The organism is Arthrobacter russicus (assembly GCF_031454135.1).
Classification (GTDB): Bacteria; Actinomycetota; Actinomycetes; order Actinomycetales; family Micrococcaceae; genus Renibacterium; species Renibacterium russicum.
On the sequence record NZ_JAVDQF010000001.1, the window covers coordinates 3,787,757 to 3,810,789 of the forward strand.

Here is a 23,033-nt window from a genome sequence, read left to right on the forward strand (position 1 = left end):
GATGGCGACTTCCGCCGGGCTGGCCGAGACCGCGGCCGCAGTCGCCGTTGCGCCGGATGACCCGAGATTGGGCACTCTGTACCAGGAGCTCGCTGCCGAATACAGCCGCAGGTACGGGCATCCCGCGGAGCAAGCGCATCGTGAGCTGGTGGACTATCCGGCAGCGGAGTTCCGTGCGCCGGACGGGGCCTTCGTGCTGCTGCTGGAACAAGGACAGCCGGTCGCCGGCGGAGCCTTCCGGAAATACGACCGCCAGACTGCGGAACTGAAACGGATCTGGACGCATTCGGCGCACCGGCGTCGCGGATTGGGCCAGCGGGTGCTGGCCGAGTTGGAAGCCGAGGCGGCTCGCCGCGGCTACCTGCGGATCTATCTGACCACCGGCCCGCGGCAGCCGGAGGCCAAAGAGCTCTACTTGGCTGCGGGCTACCTTCCGCAGTTCGACCTTGCCGCAGACCCCGAATCGATCTGGCACTTGCCGTTCCGGAAGGAATTGAAACGATGAGCGCAACCCTGCTCCGGTCCAGCCCGGGCACCCCGCAGCAGACCGGCCCGGAAACCGGCCCGGAGACCCTCGGGATCGTACCGGCCCGGCATCCGGGCCGACTGGCTGCCTCCGTGCTCGTCGGGTTGTTGTTGCTGCCGCTGCTCTGGTCCCTGGTGGCGAATCCACGCTGGGAATGGGCGGTGGTGGCCCAATGGTTCACGGCCGAGTCGGTCATCCGCGGGCTGGGCTCGACCTTGCTGCTCACCGTGATCGCCGGCAGCGCCGGCTTCGTCCTGGGCTTCCTGCTCGCTTTGATGCGGATCTCCGATTCGCCGCTGTTGCGTACGGTTTCCTGGGCCTACACCTGGATTTTCCGCTCGGTGCCGCTCCTGGTGCAACTGCTGCTTTGGTACAACCTGGGCTATCTGTACGAGAAAATCCAGCTCGGCGTGCCTTTCGGGCCGGTGCTCTTCGAAGTGCAGACCACCACTTTGATCAGCCAATTCGCCGCCGCGGTACTCGGCTTGACCCTGCACCAGGCGGCCTATTCCGCAGAGATCATCCGCGGTGGGATTCTGTCCGTGGACCAAGGGCAGTTGGAAGCTGCGGCAGCGCTGGGCATCCCGCGCCGCCGTCGGGCCCTGCGGATCGTGCTTCCGCAGGCCCTGCGCGCGATCCTGCCGAGTGCCTTCAACGAGATCATCGGCCTGGTCAAAGGGACTTCGGTGGTCTATGTGCTCGCCTACAGCGAGCTCTTCTACACCATCCAGGTGATCTACAACCGGACTCAGCAAGTGATTCCGCTGCTGCTCGTGGCGACGCTCTGGTACGTGCTGATCACCTCGGTACTGAGCGTGGGCCAGTACTACATCGAGCGCAGGTTCGCCCGCGGCGCGCTGCGGACCTTGCCGCCCACCCCCTGGCAACGATTCCGGGTGCTGCTTTCCGGCGCTGCCAAGACTCCGGGAGCAGGCCGATGACGACGGCGGCAACTGCGAGCCGTGGCCGGGTCAGCATCGAGTCGGTGCACAAGAGCTTCGCCGGCACCGAAGTGCTCAACGGGATCGACCTGCAGATCGGCCCGGGCGAGGTCACCGTGGTCCTGGGTCCATCCGGTTCCGGGAAATCGACGCTATTACGGACCATCAACCATTTGGAGAAGCTGGACCGGGGCAGCATCGACATCGACGGCGAATTGGTGGGCTACCGGCGGCGCGCGGGCAAACGGGGCGCGAGCTTGCAGGAGCTGCCGGAACGCGAGGTGCTCAGACAGCGCACCCGGGTGGGCATGGTCTTCCAGAACTTCAATCTCTTCCCGCATCTGACCGTGCTGGAGAACATCATCGAAGCCCCGGTTTCCGCCTTGCGCCAGCCGAAGGCCCAAGCGAGCAGCAGGGCATTGGAGTTGCTGGCCCGAGTCGGCCTGCAGGGCAAGGCCGGAGCGTACCCCCGGCAGCTTTCCGGGGGACAGCAGCAACGCGTGGCGATCGCCAGGGCGCTGGCCCTGGAGCCCAAAGTGCTGCTCTTCGACGAACCGACCTCCGCACTGGACCCGGAATTGGTCAATGAAGTGCTCGATGTGATCAAAGACCTGGCCCGGAGCGGGACCACGCTGATCATCGTGAGCCACGAGATCGGTTTCGCCAGGGAAATCGCGGATCGAATCGTGTTCCTGGACCAGGGGCAGGTGGTCGACCAAGGGCCGCCGGCCCATATTTTCGGCCCGCAGGCGCATCCGCGCACCCGGGCGTTCCTGGCCAAAGTACTCTGAGGAGCATCGATGAAATTCAAGGTTTTGCCGGCATTGCTGTTGGCCGGACTCTTGTCGCTGACCGGTTGCGGCGCCCCGGACCCGACGCCGGCCCAGGCTGCAGGCGCGGCCGGAGGTCCGGCCGCCGCGACCGGCCCTGCCGTCCGGATCAACACGAGCCCGGAGCAGAACCGGATCCGGGCCGACCGGGATCCGGATGCGGCGGCGCTGCTGCCGCAAAAGAACCGGGACCGCGCGCGCCTGGTCGTGGCAACTACCGCCGGTTCGGCGCCGTTGAGCTTCCACGCGAGCGACGACAAGACCGTGATCGGATCGGAACTCGACCTGGCCCAGCTGGTCGCCGACAAATTGGGGCTGGCCTTGGAGATCCAGGTGACGTCCTGGGAGAGCTGGCCGCTGAAGACGCAATCAGGCGACTACGACGCGGTGTTTTCGAACGTCGGAATCAACGACGAACGGAGGAAGATTTTTGACTTCGCGAGTTATCGGGCGGCCTATATGGGATTCGTCGCGGCGGCCGGATCGACCCGGCGGCTCGAGTCCGCGGAAGACATCGCGGGTCTGAAGATCGCGGTCGGGCCCGGAACCAACCAGGAGAAGATTCTGCTGGCCTGGAACGAGACCCTGCTGAAAGCCGGCCGGGCACCGGCCGAGCTGGTCAATTTCGGCAGCGCGAGCGATACTCTGCTGAGCCTGCAATCGGGTCGGATCGATGCGGCACTGCAGCCGTATCCGACCGCGGTCTACCAACAAGCCACGGCATCCGGAGTGAAAGTCGTCGGCAAAGTCAATGCCGGCTGGCCCAAAGAGACCTTGGTCGCAGCGACCACCGCGAAAGGAAACGGGCTGGCCGCGGCCTTGTCCGCAGCGATCAATTCGGCAATCCGGGACGGCAGCTACGGCAAGGTCCTGGACCGCTGGGGATTGGCCGAGGAAGCGCTGCCCGAGTCGACGGTGGTCTCATGAAACCGCGGAATCTGCGGCAACGCCCCGGGCCCCGGTCCCGGCTGCGGCTGCTTGGCTCGCTGCTCCTGCTGCTCAGTTTGCCCGGCGTGCTCAATGCCTGTGCCGACCCGTCTCCAGCCAGTCTGGCCCCGGCCGGGACCTCGGACCCGGTGGCTTCGCCAACCGGGCCGGCAGCCACCGGGGAACCCATCCGCGCGGCATTGAACCCGGCCGCCGCCGCGCTGCTGCCCGGTAGTTTCGCAGCACGCGGCACGCTCGTGGTCGGCAACGCCCCGGGATCCGCGCCTTTGGGCTTCTATGCCGCCGACAACGTGACGGTCGTCGGCTCCGAGCCGGCGATGGCGCAGCTCCTGGCCGATGCGCTGGGACTGAAACTCTCGCTCCAGGCGACCAGTTGGGCCGATTGGCCGTTGGGGCTGGGGTCGGGCAAATACGACGCGGTGATATCCAACGTCACCGTCACCGAAGAGCGCAAAGAGCGCTTCGACTTTTCCAGCTACCGCAATGACCAGCTTGGCTTCTATGCCCGCCGGGACAGCCCGATCAGCAAGATCGAGCGGGCCGCGGACGTGGCCGGAAAGAAGATCATCGTGGGTTCCGGCACCAATCAGGAGAAGGTCCTGCTCGCCTGGGACGCCGAGAACCGGGCTGCGGGATTGGCTGCCGTCGAGTTCCAGTATTACGACGATGCTTCGGCAAGCGATCTGGCGATCCAATCGGGCCGGTCGGATCTGAGCTTCGGTCCGAACGCCACCGGGGCCTACAAGGCTGCGGTCAGCGGTAAGACCAAGCTGGTGGGCCTGGTGTCCGGCGGCTGGCCGGACACTGCGGAAATCGCCGTGACGAGCAAAAAGGGCTCCGGCCTGGCTGCGGCGTTCACCGCCGCGCTCAATGGGCTGATCGAGGACGGGAGCTACGCCAAGGTGCTCGAACGGTGGGGGCTATCCAGCGAAGCGATCCGGCAATCCCGGACCAATCCGCCCGGCTTGCCGAGACGTTGAGCTCGGTTTGCCGGATTGGACGCCGCACCCGCCGGAATCCGATTCACTCCGAGACCGCTACGCCGCTTAGGATTGGTGCGTGACCACATCGACTAATGGCAAATTCGACCGCACCCCGCTGATCGCCGGCAACTGGAAGATGAACATGGACCACGTCCAGGGCATCACTTTGCTGCAGAAGCTGGCTTGGACGCTCTCCGATGCGAAACACGACTTCGGCAGGGTGGAGGTGGCGGTGTTCCCGCCGTTCACCGATCTGCGCGGCGTGCAGACCCTGGTGCAGGGCGACCAATTGAAAGTAGTCTACGGCGGCCAGGATCTTTCGGATCAGGATTCCGGGGCGTACACCGGGGACATCTCCGGGGCGTTTCTGGCGAAGCTGGGCTGCCGTTACGTTTTGGTCGGGCACAGCGAACGGCGCTCGATCCACGGGGAGAGCGACGAGCTGCTCAACCGCAAGCTGAAGGCGGCGTACCGGCATGCGTTGACCCCGATCCTCTGCGTCGGCGAAGGCCTGGAGATCCGCCAGGCCGGAACCCATGTGGCGCACACGCTGGACCAGGTGCGCGCCGGGGTGGCCGGTTTGACCGAAGCGCAGGCGGCCGAGCTGGTCATCGCCTATGAACCGGTCTGGGCGATCGGGACCGGCGAAGTCGCCGGTCCGGAAGACGCCCAGGAGATGTGCGCGGCGATCCGGGCCGAGCTCGCTGAGCTGTTCGACCAGGCGATCGCGGACAAGATCCGATTGCTCTACGGCGGATCGGTCAAAGCCAGCAATGCGGCAGCGATTTTGCGCGAACGCGACGTCGACGGCGTGTTGGTCGGCGGCGCGAGTTTGGACCCGGCCGAGTTTGCTAATATTGTCAGGTTCGAGTCGCATCTTTTGACTGACTGAACAGTTTCGACCAAGCGACCTGCTTGGACCACCGCGGAAGGGCTACTGTGCAAGTACTCACCATCATCCTGCAGATCCTGCTGGGCATTACATCGTTGTTGCTCACCTTGCTGATCCTGCTGCACAAGGGCCGGGGTGGCGGCCTTTCCGATATGTTCGGCGGTGGCATGTCCTCGTCGCTCGGCTCGTCCGGCGTCGCGGAGAAGAATCTCAACCGGTTCACGGTCATCCTGGGTTTGACCTGGGGCGTTGTGATTGTGGCGCTCGGCTTGGTGATCAAGTTTTCCACGGTTTCCTGACCCTGGTCAGGGCAAACCGAAAATCCCCGGGATCCGAAAGGATCCCGGGGATTTCTTTTTGGCCCAGGCCGGGCGGACGGCCCGAGCAGGGTGCCCGATCAACTTTACTGCAACATCAGATTCTCCGGGACTTTGGCTGCCGCATCCTGGTCGATCAGCCACAGGGTTTTCGACCGTCCGGCCGGACCGGCCGCCGGAACCTGCACTGGATTGGCTCCGGCCAAAGCGAGCCCGACGGCGCCGGCTTTGTCGCTGCCCGCAGCCACCATCCAGACCTCCTGGGCCGAGTTGATCGCCGGAAGGGTCAGCGAAACCCGGGATGGCGGCGGTTTGGGCGAGTTCTCCACGCCGACCGCGACAGCTGCTTTCTCCCGGATCCCGGCCATTTCCGGGAAAAGCGAAGCGATATGGGCATCCGGCCCGATGCCCAGCAGGAGTACGTCGAAACGCGGCAGCTTCGTGCGGAGCTGTGCTTCGGCGTCTGCCTCGGCGCCGTCGGCGGCCTCATCGTCGGCTGGCTCTGCGGAAGCCGCGAGTTCCTGGGCGTAGCTTTCAGCGGCCGAGAACGGGTCCGGAAAACGGTCCGGACCGCCCATCGGGTGCACCCGGGCCGGGTCCACGCCGATCCTGGACAGCAGGGCGTCCTGGGCTTGTTTGGCGTTGGTTTCCGGGTCGCCGGCCGGCAGGAAACGCTCGTCGCCCCACCAGAAGTTCACTTTCGACCAGTCGACCGCGGGATAGGCGGGCGAGTCCAGAACTGCTTTGAGCGTTGCGATGCCGACTGTGCCGCCGGTCAGCACCACGGTGGCTTCACCGCGTTCGTTCTGCGTGTCGAGCAGCTTGGTGATCAGCCGGGCCGCAGTAGCGGCCGCCAACACGTCGAAACTCGGATGGACGTTGATGCGGATGCTCATCAGGATTCTCCCCCTTCACTGGCCAGCAACGACTGCAGGCCTTCGGTGATGACTTCGCCGAAGACTTCGTCCGGATCCAATCTGCGCAACTCCTCGGAGAGGCAGTCCTGCAGGCTCCTCCGGGGCAGCGAAATGTGTTGCACCGGTTGTTCCGGCTGGGTCAGCGTCGCTTCCAGGACGCCGGGGCGCAGCAGCTCGATCGAGCCGCCCGGGCGTTCCAGCAGGACCCGGCGGATTCCGGTTCCGGCCGGATCCTCGATCACCGTCGTAGGCACCTGGAGCGCCTTGTGCAGCCAGGCCGCCAAGAGCAGCGTGCTGGGGGAGTCGGAAGCGCCTTCCACGGTCACCGCGGTGACCGGCGAGTCGTCGAGCTGATCGAAGGCGGCGGCGAGCTGGATCCGCCAATTGGTGAGCCGGGTCCAGGCGAGATCGGTGTCGCCTTCGGCGAAGCTGGCGCTGATGTGCTTGAGCGCTTCCCGCGGATTGGCTTCATTGGCCGAATCCGTGATCCGCCGATGCGCGATCTTGCCGATCGAGGTCTGCGAAGCGACTTCGGGCATGCCGTGCGGCCACCATGCCACAATCGGTGCATCGGGCAGCAACAAGGCGGAAACCAAGGATTCGCTTTGCGAACCGAGTTCGCCGTAGCCGTGCAGCACGATGACTTCCGAAGCTCCGGCGTCCCCGCCGACCCGGATCTGGGCGTCCAGCCGGGTCGCTTCGCCGGCTTCGCCTTCGGCCAGCACGATGATCCGGCAAGGATGCTCGCGACTGGCCAGGTTGGCTGCTTCGATCGCCTCTTCTTCGTAACCGCCCTTGGTCAGCACCACCAGGGTCAAGACCCGGCCGAGCGTGACCACGCCGCCCTGTTCGCGCATCGATTGGATCTCTTTGGAGATCTTAGAGGTGGTGGTATTCGGCAAATCGACAATCACGGCCTTCTCCAGCTTCGTCCGTCCCTGGCCAGCAACTCGTCTGCTGACGCCGGGCCCCAGCTCCCGGGCTGATAGGCCTCGGGTTGTTGGTTTTTCGCCGCCCAGAAATCTTCGAAGGGATCGAGGATTTTCCAGGACAGTTCCACTTCCTGGTGCCGGGGGAACAGCGGCGGTTCGCCCAGCAGCACATCCAGGATGAGCCTTTCGTAGGCTTCCGGGCTGGATTCGGTGAAGGCATGGCCGTAACCGAAGTCCATGGTCACATCGCGGACCTCCATTTGGGTTCCGGGGACCTTCGAGCCGAATCTGATCGTGACGCCTTCGTCGGGCTGGACCCGGATCACCACCGCATTCTGGCCGAATTCATCCTCGCCGTGGTCGGTGAAGAGCAGGTTCGGCGCCTTTTTGAACACCACCGCGATCTCGGTGACCCGGCGGCCCAAACGCTTTCCGGTGCGCAGGTAGAACGGCACGCCGGCCCAACGACGGGTGTTGATGTCGAGTCGGATCGCGGCGTACGTCTCGGTCGTGGAGTCCGCCGGAATGCCCTCTTCTTCCAGATAACCGAGCACCTTCTCGCCGCCTTGCCAGCCGCCGGCGAACTGGCCGCGGGCCGAATGACCGGAGAGATCGTCGGGCAACTTGACCGCGGAGAGCACTTTCTCCTTTTCCGCGCGCAGGTCTTCGGCGTTGAACGAGATCGGCTCTTCCATCGCGGTCAGCGCCAGGAGCTGGAGCAAGTGGTTCTGGATCACGTCACGGGCGGCACCGACGCCGTCGTAATACCCGGCCCGGCCCCCGGTACCGATGTCCTCGGCCATGGTGATCTGCACATGGTCGACGTAGTTGGCATTCCACAGCGGTTCGAACAGCTGGTTCGCGAACCGCAGGGCCAAGAGATTCTGTACGGTCTCTTTGCCCAAATAGTGGTCGATCCGGAAGACCGCGTCCGGCGGGAACACCGATTCGACCACGTCGTTGAGCGCCCGCGCCGATTTCAGGTCGTGGCCGAACGGCTTTTCGATCACCACCCGGCGCCAGGACTGCGGAGTCGACTGCGCCAGCCCGTGCGCGGAGAGCTGCCGGCAGACCAGTTCGAAGGCCTTGGGCGGGATCGACAGGTAGAACGCGTGGTTGCCCCGGGTGCCGCGGTCCGCGTCGAGTTCTTCCAACGTCGCTTTCAGCCGCTCGAAGGCCGCGTCGTCGTCGAATTCGCCCTGCACGAACCGGATGCCCTCGGAAAGCTGGTTCCAGACTGCCTCGTCGAACGGCGTGCGCGAATGGGCTTTGACCGAGTCCTTGACCTCCTGGGCGAAGTCTTCGTTCTCCCATTCCCGGCGCGCGAACCCGACCAAGGCGAAGCTCGGTGGCAGCAGCCCCCGGTTCGCGAGGTCGTAGACCGCGGGCATCAGCTTCTTGCGGGCCAAATCTCCGGTAACCCCGAAGATCACCAAGGAGGACGGGCCGGCCACCCGGGAAAGGCGGCGGTCCCGCGGATCGCGGAGCGGATTACTGCGCCGGGCGCCGTTCCGCTCGGAGTTCTGGCTGTTTCCGGAGTCGGGCATCGGGCTAGTTTCCTGCCTTTTGATCGGTTTCCGCCGGCAGCCGGCCGATCACCGATTCGAGTTGCGCCACGCCGTCCGCGCGCTCGGTCAAATGCAAACGCAGCACCGGCCGGCCGTGGTCGGCCAGGACTTGGGCGTCCCCGGCCGCCTGGGCTTCGATCAGCTGGCCGAAGCTGAACGGGCGGTCCGGAATGGCCAGGTCCTCCAGCGGCGCTGCGGTGATCTGCAGGAAGACGCCGACTGCCGGGCCGCCCTTGTGGAATTGGCCGGTGGAATGCAGGAACCTCGGCCCCCAACCGAAGGTCACCGGGCGGCCGGTGACCGCGGCGAGCTGATCGGCGACGCCGGCCAACGAACTGTGCGTGATCCGGTCGAGATAGGCCTGCACGCTGAGGTAGCCTTCCGGGCCCAGTTGGCCGAAGAGCGCTTCGAGGGCTTCGGTCACGGTGGCCGCATCGCCGAGCCATTCCCGCGGCCCGCGGACCTCGATCGCGCCGTCGGTGAAGTTCGCCGGCACGGTCTCCGGACGGGCGTCGAGCAGGCCGCGGGCGGCCTGCTTCGCGGCTTCCACATCGGGCTGGTTGAAGGGGTCGATGCCGAGCAGCCGCCCGGCCACCGCGACGGCGAACTCCCAGAGCATCAACTGCGCGCCCAGAGTGCCGGAAAGCACCACTTGGTCGCCCTCGGCCGCAGCCTCGGACTCCGCGGCGACCAGACGCACCACGAGGATGTCCGCTGCGCCGGAATGCACTTCGGGGGACTGCGGATCAGCCACCACCGGCAGCACGCCGGTGCCGAGCTTGCCGGTGGATTCGGCGATCAGCTGTTCCGCCCAATCGGCGAAGCCGATGATTCCGGAACCTTCGTCGACGATCACGATCTTGTCCCGCAGCGGGTTGGTGCCGCCCAAGGCGCTGCCCAGGGCCAAGCCGATGTTGTCGGCGGCATCGTCGCGCAGGATCTCGCCGGCCTCTTCGGCGTCGTCGAGCAGCTGCTGGATGTCCACGCCGGCCAAACCGGACGGCACCAGGCCGAAGGCGGTCAGGGCCGAGTAACGCCCGCCCACCTGAGGGTCGGCATTGAAGACTGCGCGGTAACCGGCTTCCCGGGCCGCTGCGTCCAAAGGCGAACCGGGGTCGGTGACTACGATGATCCGCTGTTTCGCGTCGATTCCGGCAGCCGTGAACTCCTGCTCGAAGATCCGGCGCTGCGAATCGGTTTCCAGAGTGGACCCGGACTTCGACGAAACCACCAACACGGTCTCGGCGAGCCGCTCCCGGACCGCCGCGCGCACCTGGTCCGGGTCGGTCGAATCGAGTACCACCAGTTCGACGCCGGCGGTTTTGGTGATCACTTCAGGCGCCAACGAGGAGCCGCCCATGCCGGCCAGGACAACCCGGTTCACGCCTTCGGCCTGGAGCTCGGCGCGCAGTGCCAGGATTTGCGGGACCAGCAGCGCGGAAACCGCGGGGGCCTCGACCCAGCCGAGCCGGATCGCGGCTTCGGATTCGGCGTCCGGACCCCAGAGCGTCGGATCCTTCTCGAAGATCCGCGAGGCGACCCGGTCAGCGACCAGCGCGGGCAGGTGCAGTTCGGCAGCCGCCAGGGCGGCTCCGGTGGCTTCGTAGCCGAGGCTGGACATCAGGACTCCTTTCCGGCGGCGTCGAGCGCGTTCTGCACATCGCCGAGCAATTCGTTCCAGCTCGCGACGAACTTGTCCAAACCTTCGGTTTCCAGCAGAGCGACCACGTCGTTGTACGAAACGCCGAGGCCTTCGAGGGCGTTGAGCACCGAATTGGCCTCGTCGTAACGGCCGGAAATGGTGTTGCCTTCGATCACGCCGTGATCGAAGGTCGCGTCCAAAGTCTTCTCCGGCATGGTGTTGACCACGTTCGGCGCCACCAGCTCGGTCACGTACAGGGTGTCCGGATAGGCCGGATCCTTGACTCCGGTGGAGGCCCACAGCGGGCGCTGCGGCAAGGCGCCGGCTTCGGCCAGCAACGCCCAACGCTCGGAGCTGAAGATCTCCTCGAACACCTGGTAGGCCAAGCGCGCATTGGCGACGCCGGCTTTTCCTTTGAGCGAGCTCGCCTCTTCGGTGTCGAGCGCATCCAGTCGTTTGTCGATCTCGGTGTCCACCCGGGAGACGAAGAACGAGGCCACCGAGTGGATCGTGCTCAGATCGTGGCCGTTCGCCTTGGCCTTTTCAATGCCCAGCAAGAACGCATTGATGACCGCACGGTAACGCTCCAGGGAGAAGATCAAGGTGACGTTCACGCTGATTCCGGCGCCGAGCGTTTCGGTGATCGCTTCCAGCCCCTCCAGGGTCGCCGGGATCTTGATCAGGACATTGTCTTTGCCGACCGCTTCGTGCAGCCGTTTGGCTTCTTCGATGGTGCCTTGGGTGTCCCAGGCCTTGCGGGGATCGACCTCGATCGAAACCCGCCCGTCCACGCCCTGGCTCGCCGCCGCGACCGGGGCGAACACCTCGCAGGCATCCGCCACGTCCTGCGTGGTGATCCGGAAGACCGCGGCCTCGGCGTCGAGCCCCTGGCCGGCTAGCTCCGCCACCTGGGCGTCGTAGGCGGTGCCCTTCGAAATCGCCGCCTGGAAGATCGACGGGTTGGTGGTCACGCCCACCACGTTCTTCTCCTCGATCAGCTTCTGCAAGCCGCCGCTGGTGAGCCGGTCACGGGACAAATCGTCGAGCCAGATCGAGACTCCGGCTGCCGAAAGCTCTGCGGTGGGGGTTGGGTTGCTCATTGCTCTCCTTGAAATCTGTATTTCGACGGTTGGTCGCGATCCGGAAATCAGTCGCCCGAAGCGACTGCGGCCAAGGAATCCCTGGCCGCGGCTGCCACGGATTCGACGGTGAGGCCGAACTCGGCGAACAGCCGTTTGTAGTCGGCGGAAGCTCCGAAGTGTTCCAACGACACGGAACGCCCGGCGTCGCCGACGAATTCCCGCCACGGCATGGCGATCCCGGCTTCGACCGAGACCCTCGCCTTGACGGCTTGCGGCAAAACGGACTCCCGATAAGCGGCGTCCTGGGCCTGGAACCATTCCACGCATGGCATGGAGACCACCCGGGCTGCAATGCCTTCAGCCTGCAGGGCTTCCCGGGCCTGGACGGCCAATTGCAGCTCCGAGCCGGTGCCGATCAGAATGACCTGCGGCGCCACCACGGAGGCTTCGCCGGCGGCGTCGACCTGTACCGACTCCGCCAGTACGTAGCCGCCGCGCAGCACGCCCTCGGCCGAGCCGAACTCGGTGGCGGTGGCCGCTCCGGTGCCCCGGGCGTAGGTGGGGATGTTCTGCCGGGTCAGCACGATGCCGGCCGGGTTGTTGCGGTTTTCCAGGATCCCGCGCCAGGCCTGCGCGACCTCGTTCGGGTCGCCGGGCCGCACCACGTCGAGACCCGGGATCGCCCGGAGGCTGGCCAATTGCTCCACCGGCTGGTGGGTGGGCCCGTCTTCGCCGAGGCCGATCGAGTCGTGCGTCCAGACGTAGATGCTGGGCACGCCCATCAATGCGCCGAGCCGGATTGCCGGGCGCTGGTAGTCGGAGAAGATCAGGAAGGTTCCGGAGAACGCCCGGGTCGGCCCGCCCAAGTGGATGCCGTTGACGATCGCCGCAGCCGCCTGTTCCCGGATGCCGAAGTGCAGCACCCGGCCGTAGGGGTTGCCACTCCAGGCATTGGTCTGCCGGTCGGTGGGGATGAAGGACGGCGCGCCTTCGATCGTGGTGTTGTTGGATTCGGCCAGATCGCAGGAGCCGCCCCAGAGCTCGGGCAACTCGCCGGCCACCGCATTGATCACTTTGCCGGAAGCTGCCCGGGTGGAGACCTCTTTGCCGGCTTCGAAGCTCGGCAAAGCGCCGGTCCAGTCAGTGGGCAGGGCTCCGGCCTCCAAGCGGTCCAGCAGCGCAGCGCCTTCCGGGTGGGCGGCTTGCCATGCGGTGAGTGCCCGGCTCCATTCGGCGTGCTCGGCGGCACCGCGCGCGGCCACCTCACGGGCGTGCGCCAGGACCTCGTCGTCGACCTGGAAACTGAGCTCCGGATCGAAGCCGAGGATCGTCTTCAAGCCGGCCAGTTCTTCGGCGCCGAGTGCCGACCCGTGGATTTTCCCAGTGTTCTGCTTCTTCGGCGAAGGCCAGCCGATAATGGTCCGCAGCGCGATGATCGACGGCTTGGAGGTTTCGTTTTTGGCCTCCAGCAGTGCGTTGTACAGGGCCTGCACGTCTTCGACGTATTCGCCGGTCTTGGTCCAGTCCACGCGCTGCACATGCCAGCCGTAGGCTTCGTAGCGCTTCAGCACGTCTTCCGAATAGGCGACGTCGGTATCGTCCTCGATGGAAATGTGGTTCTGGTCGTAAACCACGACCAGATTTCCGAGTTCCTGGTGTCCGGCCAACGAAGAGGCTTCGGAAGTCACGCCTTCCTGCAGGTCGCCGTCCGAAGCGATCACCCAGATGTTGTGGTCGAACGGGCTGGTGCCCGGTGCCGCGTCGGCGTCGAACATGCCGCGCATCCGGCGCTGCGAATAGGCGAAGCCGACCGAGGACGCCAAGCCTTGGCCCAGGGGGCCGGTGGTGATCTCGACGCCCGGGGTGTGCTTGTATTCCGGGTGGCCCGGGGTCAGAGAACCCCAAGTCCGCAAAGCTTCCAAATCGCTCAGTTCCAAGCCGTATCCGGAAAGGAACAACTGGATGTACAGAGTCAGCGAGCTGTGTCCGGGGGAGAGGATGAACCGGTCACGTCCGGTCCACTGCGGGTCCGCCGGGTCGTGTTTGAGGAACTTCTGGAAGATCAGATAGGCGGCCGGCGCCAAACTGATCGCGGTTCCGGGATGGCCGTTGCCGACCTTTTCCACCGCATCGGCGGCCAACACCCGAATCGTGTCGACTGCTCGCTTGTCCAAATCGGTCCATGAAAATTCTTGCTGTTCCTGTGGCATGGAAAACCGGCGCCCTCTCTTGCAGAAAAATTGGCATCTTGAACTCCGGTTCCAGCTTAGTGGTTCCCGGAGCCCGGCGACATCCAGGCAAGACGGTCTGCTACGTCACAACCCGTGCCGGCCGACGCCGGGCTGCAACGGCGCAGGCTGTGCAATGGGCATGACCGGGCTGGGGGAAGGTAACATTGCTGTTGTCAGATCAACTCTTTTGAGGTAAGTGGGGCATCCGTGCGCTTGACGCAGGCACCAGCGGCCATCGCGGCAGAGGGAACTCCGCCGCACAAACTCGGCTTCGCGGCAAAAACCAAGGCGTATATCGCGCTGACCAAACCCCGGGTCATCGAGCTGCTGCTGGTCACCACCTTGCCCACCATGATTTTCGCCGGCCGGTCTTTCCCGGACATCTGGCTGATCGTGGCCACCATGGTCGGCGGGGCGTTCGCCGCGGGCAGTGCCGGGGCCTTCAACTGCTACATCGACCGGGACATCGACAAACTCATGCACCGGACGGAGAACCGCCCGCTGGTCACCGGGGCAGTGACCCCGCGCGAGGCGCTGGTGTTCTCCTGGGCGCTGGGCGTCCTGGCGATCGCGATCCTGTGGTTCGGGGCCAATCCGCTGGCCGGCCTGTTGGGCGCTGCCGCCATTTTCTTCTACGTGGTGGTCTACACGCTGATCCTGAAGCGCCGGACCGCGCAGAACATCGTCTGGGGCGGAGCCGCCGGCTGCATGCCGGTGCTGATCGCCTGGGCTGCGGTGACCAACAAGGTCGAATGGCCAGCGGTCATCTTGTTCATGATCATCTTCCTCTGGACCCCGCCGCATTACTGGCCGCTCTCGATGCGCTACAGCGACGATTACAACGCGGCAAAGGTGCCGATGCTCGGTGCCATCGCAGGCGCCCGGCTGGTTTCGGTCCAGGTGGTCCTGTATACCTGGGCGATGGTGGCCTGCTCGCTCCTGATGATTCCGCTCGGCCGGGCCGGCATCGTGTACACCGTGGTCGCCGTGGCGGCCGGGGTGTGGTTCCTGATCGAGGCGCACCGGCTGCATTCGAAGGCCCAGCACAATACCGTGACCAACAAGAGCGCGATGAAGGTCTTCCACGGGTCGATCAGCTATTTGACCGTGGTCTTCGTGGCACTGGCAGTCGACCCCTTCGTGGGCATGCCGCTGATGGGCTGAGCGCCGCATGGCTGAAACCGGTATCCGGGCCAATGAAGCCACGGTGCCGGTGCTGCACTGCGTCTCAGCGGAGCAGACCGTGGATTTTTCCAAGCCCTGGGCTTCGAAACCACCTACCAGCAACGCAAACCATATCTGTATTTGGCGTTTCGCTGGAGCGGATTCGACGTGCATTACGGCAGTGCCCCGGCGGACGTGGACCCGGCCCGCGAGGAGACCGGAGGCTGCCTGGTCATGGTGGATTCGGTAGCTCCTTACCAGGCATCGTTCAGCGAAGCGATGCGTCGCCGCTACGGCAAAGTGCTGGCCCGCGGCTTGCCCAGAATCACCCGTCACCGTCCCGGCGCTTCCCGGTTCACGCTCATGGATCCGTCCGGAAATGCGATCATTTTCATCCAGCGAGACGAGCCCGAGGACCTGGAATAGGGCGGCGCGAACGCGCTGTCCGGTCTTGCGAAGGCCCGGGACAACGCCAGAATCCTGCGCGATTTCAAGAATGCTGAGAAGCAAGCGTTCCAGGCGTTGAAGCCGGCGCTGGAACTCCATGCAGCCTGGCGCGAATCGGGTGGGCACGCCGAACGCTTGGCCGATTGGCTGGCCGGTCAGTCCTGAGCGCGGAGTTCGTCGAGCAGCCCGCGCACCCGGGCGTCGATGTCGTCCCGGATCAGGCGCATCCGGGCGATTCCGCCGATGCCGTGTTCGGACGGCTCGGGGGTGTCCCAGGTCCGGATCGGGATTCCCGGCTTCGGCTCGACGACGGCCGCCCGGCCGAGCACCACGATCAGATCGACCGTGCGGAGCAGCTCCGGGCTGATCGGCTTGGGGTGTTCGCCCGGAACCGGAATGCCCCATTCGGCGAGCGACGCCACCGATTCCGGATTGAGTTCCTGGCCCGGCTCCGTCCCGGCGGAATAGACCCGGACCGAGGTCCCGGCACGGTGCCGCATGAGCGCCGCGGCCAGCTGGGATTTGCCGGAGTTGCGGACGCAGACGAAGAGCACGCCAGGCTCGGTGCGGTCCATTCAGGCCTTCCGGGAACGCAGCGCCACGTCTGCCATATTGGTTCCGGCCGCGAGCATCGCCGCCGCGCCCAGCATGTGCATGCCGACCAGCAGCGGCGGCAGTCCGGTGAAGTGCTGCACGTAGCCGATCGCCGCCTGCAGGATCAACGTGGCGAAAAGCCAGAGGCTCGCCGAGCGCAGGAGGTCGCCGCGGCCGCGTTTCCAGCAGAAAATCAGCAGCAGCACCGAGACTGCGACCAGGAGATACACCGGAAGCACGTGGATCCGGGTGATCAAATCCGAATCGAGCCCGTTCCGGGGCGCGTTTGCGTCGCCGGCGTGCGGACCGGATCCGGTCACCATCACCCCGATGACCACGGTGATGCCGACCAGCACCGCGGAGGTCAGGGCCAGTTGGCGCAACAGCGGCCGGACTGCCGCTTGCGAACGGGGCGGCCGGTCGTAGGCCCGGTTCACCAGGAGCGTGGCGAAGACCACGAGCGCGGCGGAGACCAGGAAGTGCAGTCCGACCACCCAGGGATTGAGCTTGGTCAACACGGAAAGCCCGCCGATTACGGCCTGCGCCGGGATGCTGGCGAGCAGGCCGAAAGCCAGCCAGAACAGGTCCTTGCGTTCCTTGCGCAGGTTCCAGAGGAACACCAGCATGGCGAGCGCCACAAACGCCAGGACGAAGGTCAGCGCCCGGTTCCCGAACTCGATGAAGCCGTGGATGCCCATTTCCGGGGTGTTCACCAGGGAATCGGCGGTGCACTTGGGCCACGTGGGGCAGCCCAGGCCGGAGGCGGTGAGCCGGACCGCGCCACCGGTGCCGATCAGCACCGCTTGGCCGATCAGGGAAGCGATCGCCAACCGCCGGATGACCGTGTTGACGCGCGTGGGCAACTTCGCGGTGACGGCCCGGTACCAAGAACTCATGTCAACTCCATTTGAACCATTTGATGGCCGCTGCCGAGGCGAGCACCGACCACAGAATCAGAATCACGACGGCGAAAACATCCAATCCGCCGCCCAGGAAGGCTTGCCGCATGGCATCGCCCAAGGCACCGGATGGCAGGAAATGCACGATGTCCTGCATCAAGCCCGGCAAACGGTTCGCCGGAAGCACGATGCCGCCCAGTGCGCCGAACAGGATCCAGAGCAAGTTCGCCAGGGCCAAGGTGGCCTCCGGCCGGGCTGTGCCGGCGATCAGCAAGCCCAAGGAACTGAAGGACAGCGCGCCGAGCACCAGCAAGGGGACGCCGAGCAGCAATCCGGGGAAGTCCGGACGCCAGCCGATCAACAGGGCGACGAATGAAATCACCGCCACTTGCACCACCAAAACCGCCAGCACGGCCAGGACTTTGCCGGCGATCAGACCGGCCCGGCCCAAGGGCGTGGTGGACAGGAACCGCAGCACGCCGTAGCGCCGGTCGAACCCGGTCGCGATGCCTTGGCCGGTGAACGCGGTGGACATGGCGCACAGGGCCAGGATCCCGGGGGTGGCGATGTCGATCCGGGGATGGCCCAGGCCATCGAGCAGCGGCGTGACGGCCAAGGCGATCAGGCCGAGCAACGGCAAGACGATCGCCAAGGTGAGCTGCTCGCCGTTGCGCAGCATCGTGATGGTCTCGTGCCGGCCCTGCTGCAGGATCCGCTTGGCCAGCGTTGCCGGCCGGGAAATGGTCCGACCCGCAGCTGCGAAGCCGGCCGGCGAGGGAACGGTGCTCATCGGGTGCTCCGTTCTGCGGCAGCGGCTTGGGCGATTTCGAGGAAGACGTCTTCGAGCGAATGCGAGGCCAAGTTGATCGCACTGGGCATGATGCCGCGTTCGGCCCACCAGCGAGCCAAATCCGCCAGGTCCTGAGGTTGCAGCGGCCCGCTCACGGTATAGCTGCCGGGGCGGGTCTCCTGCCAGTCGAGTTCCGGCCGCAGGATGCGCCGCCCGTCCAAACCGGCCTCCGCATCGAAGCTGATCAGTCGTTCGGCCTCGGCTTTGGCCGCATTGCTCAGCAATTCCGGCACGGTGCCTTCGGCGACCGTCCGGCCGTCGTCGATGATGTACACGTAGTCGGCCAAACGCTGGGCGTCGTCCAGCAAATGCGTGGTCAGGATGACCGCCAAGCCGGCGGCCCGGAGTTGCCGGATCAGCTCGAAAACCAAGTGGCGCGATTGCGGATCGAGCCCGGCACTGGGCTCGTCCAGGAACACCACCTCGGGCTGGCCGACCAAGGCCGCGGCCAAAGCCACACGCTGTTTTTGGCCGCCGGAAAGCCGGCGGATGGTGGTGTTGGCGAACTCGCCGATGCCCAGCAGTTCCACCAGTTCGGCGACCGGTCGGGGTTCCTGGTACATCCCGGCGACCAGTTCGAGCAGCGGCACCGGGCGCATCGCCGGCGGGAGTCCGCCGTCCTGGAGCATGACGCCGACCCGGGCGCGCAATGCGGCGTCGGCGTGCTCCGGGTCCTGCCCGAGAAGGGAAACCGTGCCGCCTTGACGCTTCTGCAAGCCCTGGGCGCACTCCAGAGTGGTGGTTTTCCCGGCTCCATTGGAACCCAGCAGGACCGTGACTTGGCCGAAATGGGCTTGCAGCGAGAGATCGCTGATCACCCGTTTCATCCGTCCGTCAAGGGCCGGCACAGGGCCGACGTCTTTGACTAGCCCGTCAATGGACAGGGCGGCTGCGGGGGCTTCGGGCACTGGATTATTCTACGACAGGTAGTAGCACCCGGCGGTCAACATTAGTCGATACCTTTGGCATACTTGGAGCATGCTGAACCGAAAAGCCCTGGCGATTGCTGTTTCCGCGACCTTCCTGCTGGTCGGGTTGAGTGCTTGCGATGCGGGCGACAACGGGGCCAAGGACGCGGCCCAAAAACTGGCCGACGGCTTGTCCGCGTTGAATGTCGATCAAGTCGGATTCACTGGAGTCCCCGATGGTTCGACTGCCACCGGAGCCCTGGCGGAGCTGGTGAAGCCGTTGGATCCGGTGAAGCCCAAAGTCAGTTTGGCGTCTGCGGTGCCGGCCAAGGACAACAAGGACCAAGTCACTGCGACGTTGCAGTACGAATGGGCCTTCAGCGGCGGCACCTGGAGCTACAGCTCCACCGCGGAACTGAGCCGCAAAGACAATGCCTGGACGACGGCGTGGACGCCGGGCCTGCTGATTCCCGGATTCAAGGCCGGCAACAGCCTGGCGATGCAGAGCAACGCGGCGCCGCGCGGCCAGATCCTGGGCGATGGCGGCGAAGTCCTGGTCCAGGACCGTCCGGTGCTGCGGATCGGCATCGACAAGACCAAGGTCGATCCGGCGGCCGTGGCTGCGTCGGCCAACGCCTTGGCAAGCCTGGTCCAGGTCGATGTCGAGGGTTACGCCAAGGAGGTCGCCGCGGCCGGGCCGCAGGCTTTCGTCGAGGCGATCAGTCTGCGCGACGATCCGAGCCGCACGGTCAGCGATGCGCAGATCGCGGCGATCGCCGGTGCGGTCGCGATCAAGGACAGCCTGCCGCTCGCGCCGACCCGCACCTTCGCCCGGCCGGTGCTCGGCACCGTGGGCGAGGCCACCGCGGAACTGATCGACAAGTCCAACGGACGGCTCAAGGCCGGCGACTCGACCGGGCTCAGCGGATTGCAGGCGCAATACGACACCCAGCTCGCCGGGACTCCCGGGATCAAGGTGGTGGAAAAGGACCCCAAAGCTGCTGCGGGCGATCAGCCCCGGGTGCTGTTCAGCACCCAGGCCAAGCCGGGAAGCAATTTGCAGACCACTCTGAGCAGCAAGTTGCAGAACCTCTCCGAATCGCTTTTGTCGAAGCAGACCTCGGCCTCGGCGATCGTCGCGATCAAGCCGTCCACCGGTGCGATCCTGGCTGCCGCCAGCGGCCCGGGCAGCAACGGCTACAACACCGCGATGATCGGGCAATACGCGCCCGGCTCGACGTTCAAAGCAGTCACCTCCTTGGCGATGCTGCGCAAAGGAATGACGCCGGACAGTACCGTAGCCTGCACGCCCACGATTGCCGCCGGCGGCACCAGCTTCAAAAACGCCCCGACCTACAACCCGGCGAAAATCGGCGAGATCCCCTTGCGCACGGCGTTCGCGTACTCCTGCAACACCGCCTTCGTGTCGAACGCCGCAACCGTCAGCCAAGCGGACTTGGCCAGCGCTGCGGCGTCGTTGGGCGTGGGGGTCGCGAGTCAAGTTGGCGCGGACAGCTTCGCGGGCTCGGTGCCTGCCGACGTCACCGAGGCCGAGCACGCCGCGTCGATGATCGGCCAGGGCAAGGTGCTCACCTCGCCGTTGGCCATGGCGAATGTCGCCGCCAGCATTGCCGCCGGATCCCTGGTCAAACCGGTACTGGTGCCGGCGGCTCCGGGGTCGACGACGTCGGCCGCGGCGCCGACTGACGCCAAGTCCGGCCCGCCGCTCAGCGCCGCCGAGGCGGCTTCCTTGAAGGACATGATGGCTGCCGTGGTCACCGAGCGCAATGCCGGCGGTCTGAACGCGGTCGCAAGCGGACAGGTCTTCGCCAAAACCGGCACCGCCGAGTACGGCAACGACAATCCGCCCAAGACGCACGCCTGGTTGATTGCGATCCAAGGGGATTTGGCGGTGGCGATGTTCTTGGACGACGGCGGATACGCCTCGGTGGTGCTCAGCCCGTTGATGGTGGACTTCTTCAATGGGGTGGCTGCGCCGTAGCGGCTGTGCTGGGAAGCCGAGGAAGGCCCGCCTAACTAGTTGGCGGGAAGCTATTAGGTCATAATTGTGTTGTGTATTCCATGAAGGTTAAATCTCAGGGATTTGGCGTGCCCGCGCCCGGTTCCGGAGTGCCCTCTGGAGGTCCGCTTCCGGTCGGTGCCGAAAGCGATGAACGGACCCGGGACCGGGTCCGCGGCGCGGTGCTGGAACATGGCCCGGTGAGCGCAGCACAGCTCGGAAGCCTGCTCGGGTTCACCCCGGCAGCAGTACGGCGGCACCTCGACCAGCTCGAAAAAAGCGGCGTGATCGAGGTCAAGCTGGTCCGCGGATCAGGCAAGGGCGCGGGGCGCCCGGCTCGCCGGTATGTGCTCTCCAGCCACGGCCAGTCGGATCTGGGCAACGACTATTTGCAGATCGCCCGGACGGCGCTCGCCCAGCTGGTCGAACTCAAGGGCGATCAAGCGATCCAGGAATTCGCGGAACAGCGGTTTGCCCGGATGGAGCAGCGCTACCAGCCGTTGCTTGCCGAAGCCGGCGAGGACGTGGTGCGCCGGGCCGAGATCCTGTCCCGGGCTTTGAGCGCGGATGGTTACGTCTCCTCGGCCAATGAACTGCCGGCCGCAGGCGCCCTGCAAGCCGTGCAGTTGTGCCAGGGCCATTGCCCGGTGCTCGAACTCGCGGCCGAATTCCCGCAGTTCTGCGAGGCCGAAACCGAAGTCTTCTCCCGGTTGCTCGGCGTCGACGTCCGCAGGCTCTCCACCTTGGCGAGCGGCAGCCACGTCTGCACCACCCACATTCCCACCGGCCGGCTTCCCCAGGAAGCCGAATCGGCGCGAACCGCATCATTCGCCCCCACCGATCTGCAGAAAGGCAGCAACTGATGACAGATCAATTAGACACAGAGAGCACCGATACGGTGATCACTGACATCCTGGAACGCAATCCGGAGCTTGAAGGCATCGGAAACTATGCCTTCGGCTGGTCGGACAAAAACGAGGTGAGCGACAATGCTCGGCGTGGTCTGAGCGAGGAAGTCGTTCGCGACATTTCCGCCAAGAAGAGCGAACCCGAGTGGATGCTCGATTTGCGGCTCAAGGGTCTCAAGTACTTCGACCGCAAGCCGATGCCCAATTGGGGTGCGGATCTTTCCGGAATCGATTTCGACAACATCAAATACTTCGTGCGGTCCACCGAGAAGCAGGCTGCTTCATGGGAGGAACTGCCGGAAGACATCCGGAACACCTACGAGAAGTTGGGCATTCCGGAAGCCGAACGGAACCGCCTGGTTTCCGGTGTCGCCGCGCAGTACGAGTCCGAGGTGGTCTACCACCAGATCCGGGAAGACTTGGAACAGCAGGGTGTGATCTTCCTGGACACCGACACCGCGTTGAAGGAGCACCCGGAGATCTTCAAGGAGTACTTCGGCACCATCATCCCGGTGGGCGACAACAAGTTCGCTTCGCTGAACACTGCGGTCTGGTCCGGCGGCTCCTTCGTCTACGTGCCGCCGGGCGTGCACGTGGAGATCCCGTTGCAGGCCTACTTCCGGATCAACACCGAGAACATGGGGCAGTTCGAGCGGACGCTGATCATCGCCGACGAAGGCTCCTATGTGCATTACATCGAGGGCTGCACCGCGCCGATCTACACCTCGGATTCGCTGCACTCGGCCGTCGTCGAAATCGTGGTGAAGAAGAACGCCCGGGTGCGCTACACCACGATCCAGAACTGGTCGAACAACGTCTACAACCTGGTGACCAAACGCGCCATCGCGCATGAAGGCGCCACCATGGAGTGGATCGACGGCAACATCGGTTCCAAGGTGACCATGAAGTACCCGGCGGTTTATCTGGTCGGCGAGCACGCCAAGGGCGAGACGTTGTCGATCGCGTTCGCCGGCGAAGGCCAGCACCAGGACACCGGTTCCAAAATGGTGCACATCGCGCCGAACACGAAGTCCTCGATCATCTCCAAATCGGTGGCCCGCGGCGGCGGACGGGCTGCCTACCGCGGTCTGGTGCAGATCCGGGAAGGCGCTGAACACTCGGCCAATACGGTGCGTTGCGACGCGCTCCTGGTGGATACGATTTCGCGTTCGGACACCTATCCCTATGTGGACATCCGCGAAGACGACGTCTCGATGGGCCATGAAGCCACGGTTTCCCGGGTCAGCGAAGAGCAGCTGTTCTATTTGATGTCCCGCGGCATGCGCGAAGACGAGGCAATGGCGATGATCGTGCGCGGCTTCATCGAGCCGATCGCCCGGGAACTGCCGATGGAGTACGCGCTGGAACTGAACCGGCTCATCGAACTGCAAATGGAAGGATCGGTGGGCTAGTAGTGAGCACGCCAGTTATTGC

22 protein-coding genes are annotated in these 23,033 nt (G+C 65.3%); 12 read left to right on the forward strand and 10 right to left on the reverse strand.

The genetic code is table 11. The annotated features are described in order from the left end of the window. Position 1: 1 nt before the first annotated feature. From JOE69_RS17680 to secG, 7 genes are all read left to right on the forward strand, one after another. Complete coding sequence (locus tag JOE69_RS17680) at positions 2-505, forward strand: GNAT family N-acetyltransferase (RefSeq protein WP_309801006.1); 504 nt, start codon at positions 2-4, stop codon at positions 503-505. Continuing rightward, complete coding sequence (locus JOE69_RS17685; RefSeq protein ID WP_309801008.1) at positions 502-1,467, forward strand: amino acid ABC transporter permease; 966 nt, start codon at positions 502-504, stop codon at positions 1,465-1,467. Before JOE69_RS17680 ends, JOE69_RS17685 begins: the two co-directional genes overlap by 4 nt. Continuing rightward, the gene (locus JOE69_RS17690; protein ID WP_309801010.1) at positions 1,464-2,258 is read left to right on the forward strand and encodes an amino acid ABC transporter ATP-binding protein; all 795 of its coding nucleotides are present in this window, start codon (positions 1,464-1,466) and stop codon (positions 2,256-2,258) included. Before JOE69_RS17685 ends, JOE69_RS17690 begins: the two co-directional genes overlap by 4 nt. Positions 2,259-2,267: 9 nt before the next feature. Further along, positions 2,268-3,224, forward strand: a complete 957-nt coding sequence (locus tag JOE69_RS17695; RefSeq protein ID WP_309801013.1) for an ABC transporter substrate-binding protein — start codon at positions 2,268-2,270, stop codon at positions 3,222-3,224. Further along, positions 3,221-4,225, forward strand: a complete 1,005-nt coding sequence (locus JOE69_RS17700) for an ABC transporter substrate-binding protein (protein WP_309801016.1) — start codon at positions 3,221-3,223, stop codon at positions 4,223-4,225. Before JOE69_RS17695 ends, JOE69_RS17700 begins: the two co-directional genes overlap by 4 nt. Positions 4,226-4,304: 79 nt before the next feature. After that, positions 4,305-5,120 (forward strand): triose-phosphate isomerase, encoded by an 816-nt coding sequence (gene tpiA, locus JOE69_RS17705; protein WP_296361679.1) that lies wholly within the window; start codon positions 4,305-4,307, stop codon positions 5,118-5,120. Between the two features lie 47 nt (positions 5,121-5,167). After that, a complete protein-coding gene (gene secG / locus JOE69_RS17710; RefSeq protein ID WP_309801018.1) occupies positions 5,168-5,419 on the forward strand; it encodes a preprotein translocase subunit SecG in 252 nt (83 codons plus the stop codon). Positions 5,420-5,523: 104 nt separating this feature from the next. On the opposite strand, the gene pgl is transcribed toward secG, so the two are convergent. From pgl to tkt, 6 genes are read right to left on the reverse strand one after another with little or no spacing between them, the layout of a single operon-like run. Beyond that, positions 5,524-6,333, reverse strand: coding sequence for a 6-phosphogluconolactonase (gene pgl, locus JOE69_RS17715; RefSeq protein ID WP_296361683.1), 810 nt, complete (start codon positions 6,331-6,333; stop codon positions 5,524-5,526). Beyond that, a complete protein-coding gene (locus JOE69_RS17720) occupies positions 6,333-7,268 on the reverse strand; it encodes a glucose-6-phosphate dehydrogenase assembly protein OpcA (RefSeq protein WP_296361684.1) in 936 nt (311 codons plus the stop codon). Before JOE69_RS17720 ends, pgl begins: the two co-directional genes overlap by 1 nt. Next, entirely contained in the window at positions 7,265-8,833 is a 1,569-nt protein-coding gene (gene zwf, locus JOE69_RS17725; RefSeq protein ID WP_309801022.1) for a glucose-6-phosphate dehydrogenase, read from the reverse strand. The genes JOE69_RS17720 and zwf overlap by 4 nt, the downstream gene beginning before the upstream one ends. Positions 8,834-8,837: 4 nt before the next feature. Further along, the gene (locus tag JOE69_RS17730) at positions 8,838-10,475 is read right to left on the reverse strand and encodes a phosphoglucose isomerase-related protein (RefSeq protein WP_309801023.1); all 1,638 of its coding nucleotides are present in this window, start codon (positions 10,473-10,475) and stop codon (positions 8,838-8,840) included. Continuing rightward, positions 10,475-11,596 (reverse strand): transaldolase, encoded by a 1,122-nt coding sequence (tal, locus tag JOE69_RS17735; RefSeq protein WP_309801025.1) that lies wholly within the window; start codon positions 11,594-11,596, stop codon positions 10,475-10,477. Before tal ends, JOE69_RS17730 begins: the two co-directional genes overlap by 1 nt. 47 nt (positions 11,597-11,643) lie before the next feature. Next, on the reverse strand, positions 11,644-13,788 hold the full coding sequence (gene tkt, locus JOE69_RS17740) for a transketolase (protein WP_309801028.1): 2,145 nt from the start codon (positions 13,786-13,788) through the stop codon (positions 11,644-11,646). Positions 13,789-14,016: 228 nt separating this feature from the next. Between tkt and JOE69_RS17745 the strand changes: the two genes are divergently transcribed. Beyond that, positions 14,017-14,973 carry a heme o synthase gene (locus JOE69_RS17745; RefSeq protein ID WP_309801030.1) on the forward strand — a complete coding sequence of 319 codons (957 nt, stop codon included), beginning with the start codon at positions 14,017-14,019 and terminating at the stop codon, positions 14,971-14,973. Between the two features lie 96 nt (positions 14,974-15,069). Next, positions 15,070-15,399, forward strand: a complete 330-nt coding sequence (locus JOE69_RS17750) for a DUF8817 family protein (RefSeq protein WP_510183261.1) — start codon at positions 15,070-15,072, stop codon at positions 15,397-15,399. Between the two features lie 176 nt (positions 15,400-15,575). Here the strand turns inward: JOE69_RS17750 and JOE69_RS17755 are convergent, their stop codons facing one another. From JOE69_RS17755 to JOE69_RS17770, 4 genes are read right to left on the reverse strand one after another with little or no spacing between them, the layout of a single operon-like run. Next, positions 15,576-15,995, reverse strand: a complete 420-nt coding sequence (locus tag JOE69_RS17755; protein WP_309801034.1) for an arsenate-mycothiol transferase ArsC — start codon at positions 15,993-15,995, stop codon at positions 15,576-15,578. After that, entirely contained in the window at positions 15,996-16,910 is a 915-nt protein-coding gene (locus tag JOE69_RS17760) for a COX15/CtaA family protein (RefSeq protein WP_296361693.1), read from the reverse strand. Position 16,911: 1 nt separating this feature from the next. Next, the gene (locus JOE69_RS17765; protein ID WP_309801037.1) at positions 16,912-17,703 is read right to left on the reverse strand and encodes an ABC transporter permease; all 792 of its coding nucleotides are present in this window, start codon (positions 17,701-17,703) and stop codon (positions 16,912-16,914) included. Continuing rightward, positions 17,700-18,671, reverse strand: a complete 972-nt coding sequence (locus JOE69_RS17770; protein ID WP_296361695.1) for an ABC transporter ATP-binding protein — start codon at positions 18,669-18,671, stop codon at positions 17,700-17,702. The genes JOE69_RS17765 and JOE69_RS17770 overlap by 4 nt, the downstream gene beginning before the upstream one ends. Positions 18,672-18,741: 70 nt before the next feature. Here JOE69_RS17770 and JOE69_RS17775 point away from each other — a divergent pair, with 70 nt between their 5' ends. The 3 genes from JOE69_RS17775 (at position 18,742) to sufB (ending at position 23,011) form a co-directional block, all read left to right on the forward strand. Beyond that, positions 18,742-20,673, forward strand: a complete 1,932-nt coding sequence (locus tag JOE69_RS17775; protein WP_309801039.1) for a penicillin-binding transpeptidase domain-containing protein — start codon at positions 18,742-18,744, stop codon at positions 20,671-20,673. An 80-nt stretch (positions 20,674-20,753) separates the two neighbouring features. Then, positions 20,754-21,554, forward strand: a complete 801-nt coding sequence (locus JOE69_RS17780) for a helix-turn-helix transcriptional regulator (RefSeq protein WP_309801041.1) — start codon at positions 20,754-20,756, stop codon at positions 21,552-21,554. After that, on the forward strand, positions 21,554-23,011 hold the full coding sequence (gene sufB / locus JOE69_RS17785; protein ID WP_296361698.1) for a Fe-S cluster assembly protein SufB: 1,458 nt from the start codon (positions 21,554-21,556) through the stop codon (positions 23,009-23,011). The genes JOE69_RS17780 and sufB overlap by 1 nt, the downstream gene beginning before the upstream one ends. Positions 23,012-23,033: the final 22 nt, after the last annotated feature.

What these genes read in the sequence shown, in the direction of transcription:
- JOE69_RS17680 (WP_309801006.1), top strand. Translation starts at nt 2, where the DNA reads ATGGCGACTTCCGCCGGGCTGGCCGAGACCGCGGCCGCAGTCGCCGTT.
- JOE69_RS17685 (WP_309801008.1), top strand. Translation starts at nt 502, where the DNA reads ATGAGCGCAACCCTGCTCCGGTCCAGCCCGGGCACCCCGCAGCAGACC.
- JOE69_RS17690 (WP_309801010.1), top strand. Translation starts at nt 1,464, where the DNA reads ATGACGACGGCGGCAACTGCGAGCCGTGGCCGGGTCAGCATCGAGTCG.
- JOE69_RS17695 (WP_309801013.1), top strand. Translation starts at nt 2,268, where the DNA reads ATGAAATTCAAGGTTTTGCCGGCATTGCTGTTGGCCGGACTCTTGTCG.
- JOE69_RS17700 (WP_309801016.1), top strand. Translation starts at nt 3,221, where the DNA reads ATGAAACCGCGGAATCTGCGGCAACGCCCCGGGCCCCGGTCCCGGCTG.
- pgl (WP_296361683.1), bottom strand. Translation starts at nt 6,333, where the DNA reads ATGAGCATCCGCATCAACGTCCATCCGAGTTTCGACGTGTTGGCGGCC.
- zwf (WP_309801022.1), bottom strand. Translation starts at nt 8,833, where the DNA reads ATGCCCGACTCCGGAAACAGCCAGAACTCCGAGCGGAACGGCGCCCGG.
- JOE69_RS17730 (WP_309801023.1), bottom strand. Translation starts at nt 10,475, where the DNA reads ATGTCCAGCCTCGGCTACGAAGCCACCGGAGCCGCCCTGGCGGCTGCC.
- tal (WP_309801025.1), bottom strand. Translation starts at nt 11,596, where the DNA reads ATGAGCAACCCAACCCCCACCGCAGAGCTTTCGGCAGCCGGAGTCTCG.
- tkt (WP_309801028.1), bottom strand. Translation starts at nt 13,788, where the DNA reads ATGCCACAGGAACAGCAAGAATTTTCATGGACCGATTTGGACAAGCGA.
- JOE69_RS17755 (WP_309801034.1), bottom strand. Translation starts at nt 15,995, where the DNA reads ATGGACCGCACCGAGCCTGGCGTGCTCTTCGTCTGCGTCCGCAACTCC.
- JOE69_RS17760 (WP_296361693.1), bottom strand. Translation starts at nt 16,910, where the DNA reads ATGAGTTCTTGGTACCGGGCCGTCACCGCGAAGTTGCCCACGCGCGTC.
- JOE69_RS17765 (WP_309801037.1), bottom strand. Translation starts at nt 17,703, where the DNA reads ATGAGCACCGTTCCCTCGCCGGCCGGCTTCGCAGCTGCGGGTCGGACC.
- JOE69_RS17775 (WP_309801039.1), top strand. Translation starts at nt 18,742, where the DNA reads ATGCTGAACCGAAAAGCCCTGGCGATTGCTGTTTCCGCGACCTTCCTG.
- JOE69_RS17780 (WP_309801041.1), top strand. Translation starts at nt 20,754, where the DNA reads ATGAAGGTTAAATCTCAGGGATTTGGCGTGCCCGCGCCCGGTTCCGGA.
- sufB (WP_296361698.1), top strand. Translation starts at nt 21,554, where the DNA reads ATGACAGATCAATTAGACACAGAGAGCACCGATACGGTGATCACTGAC.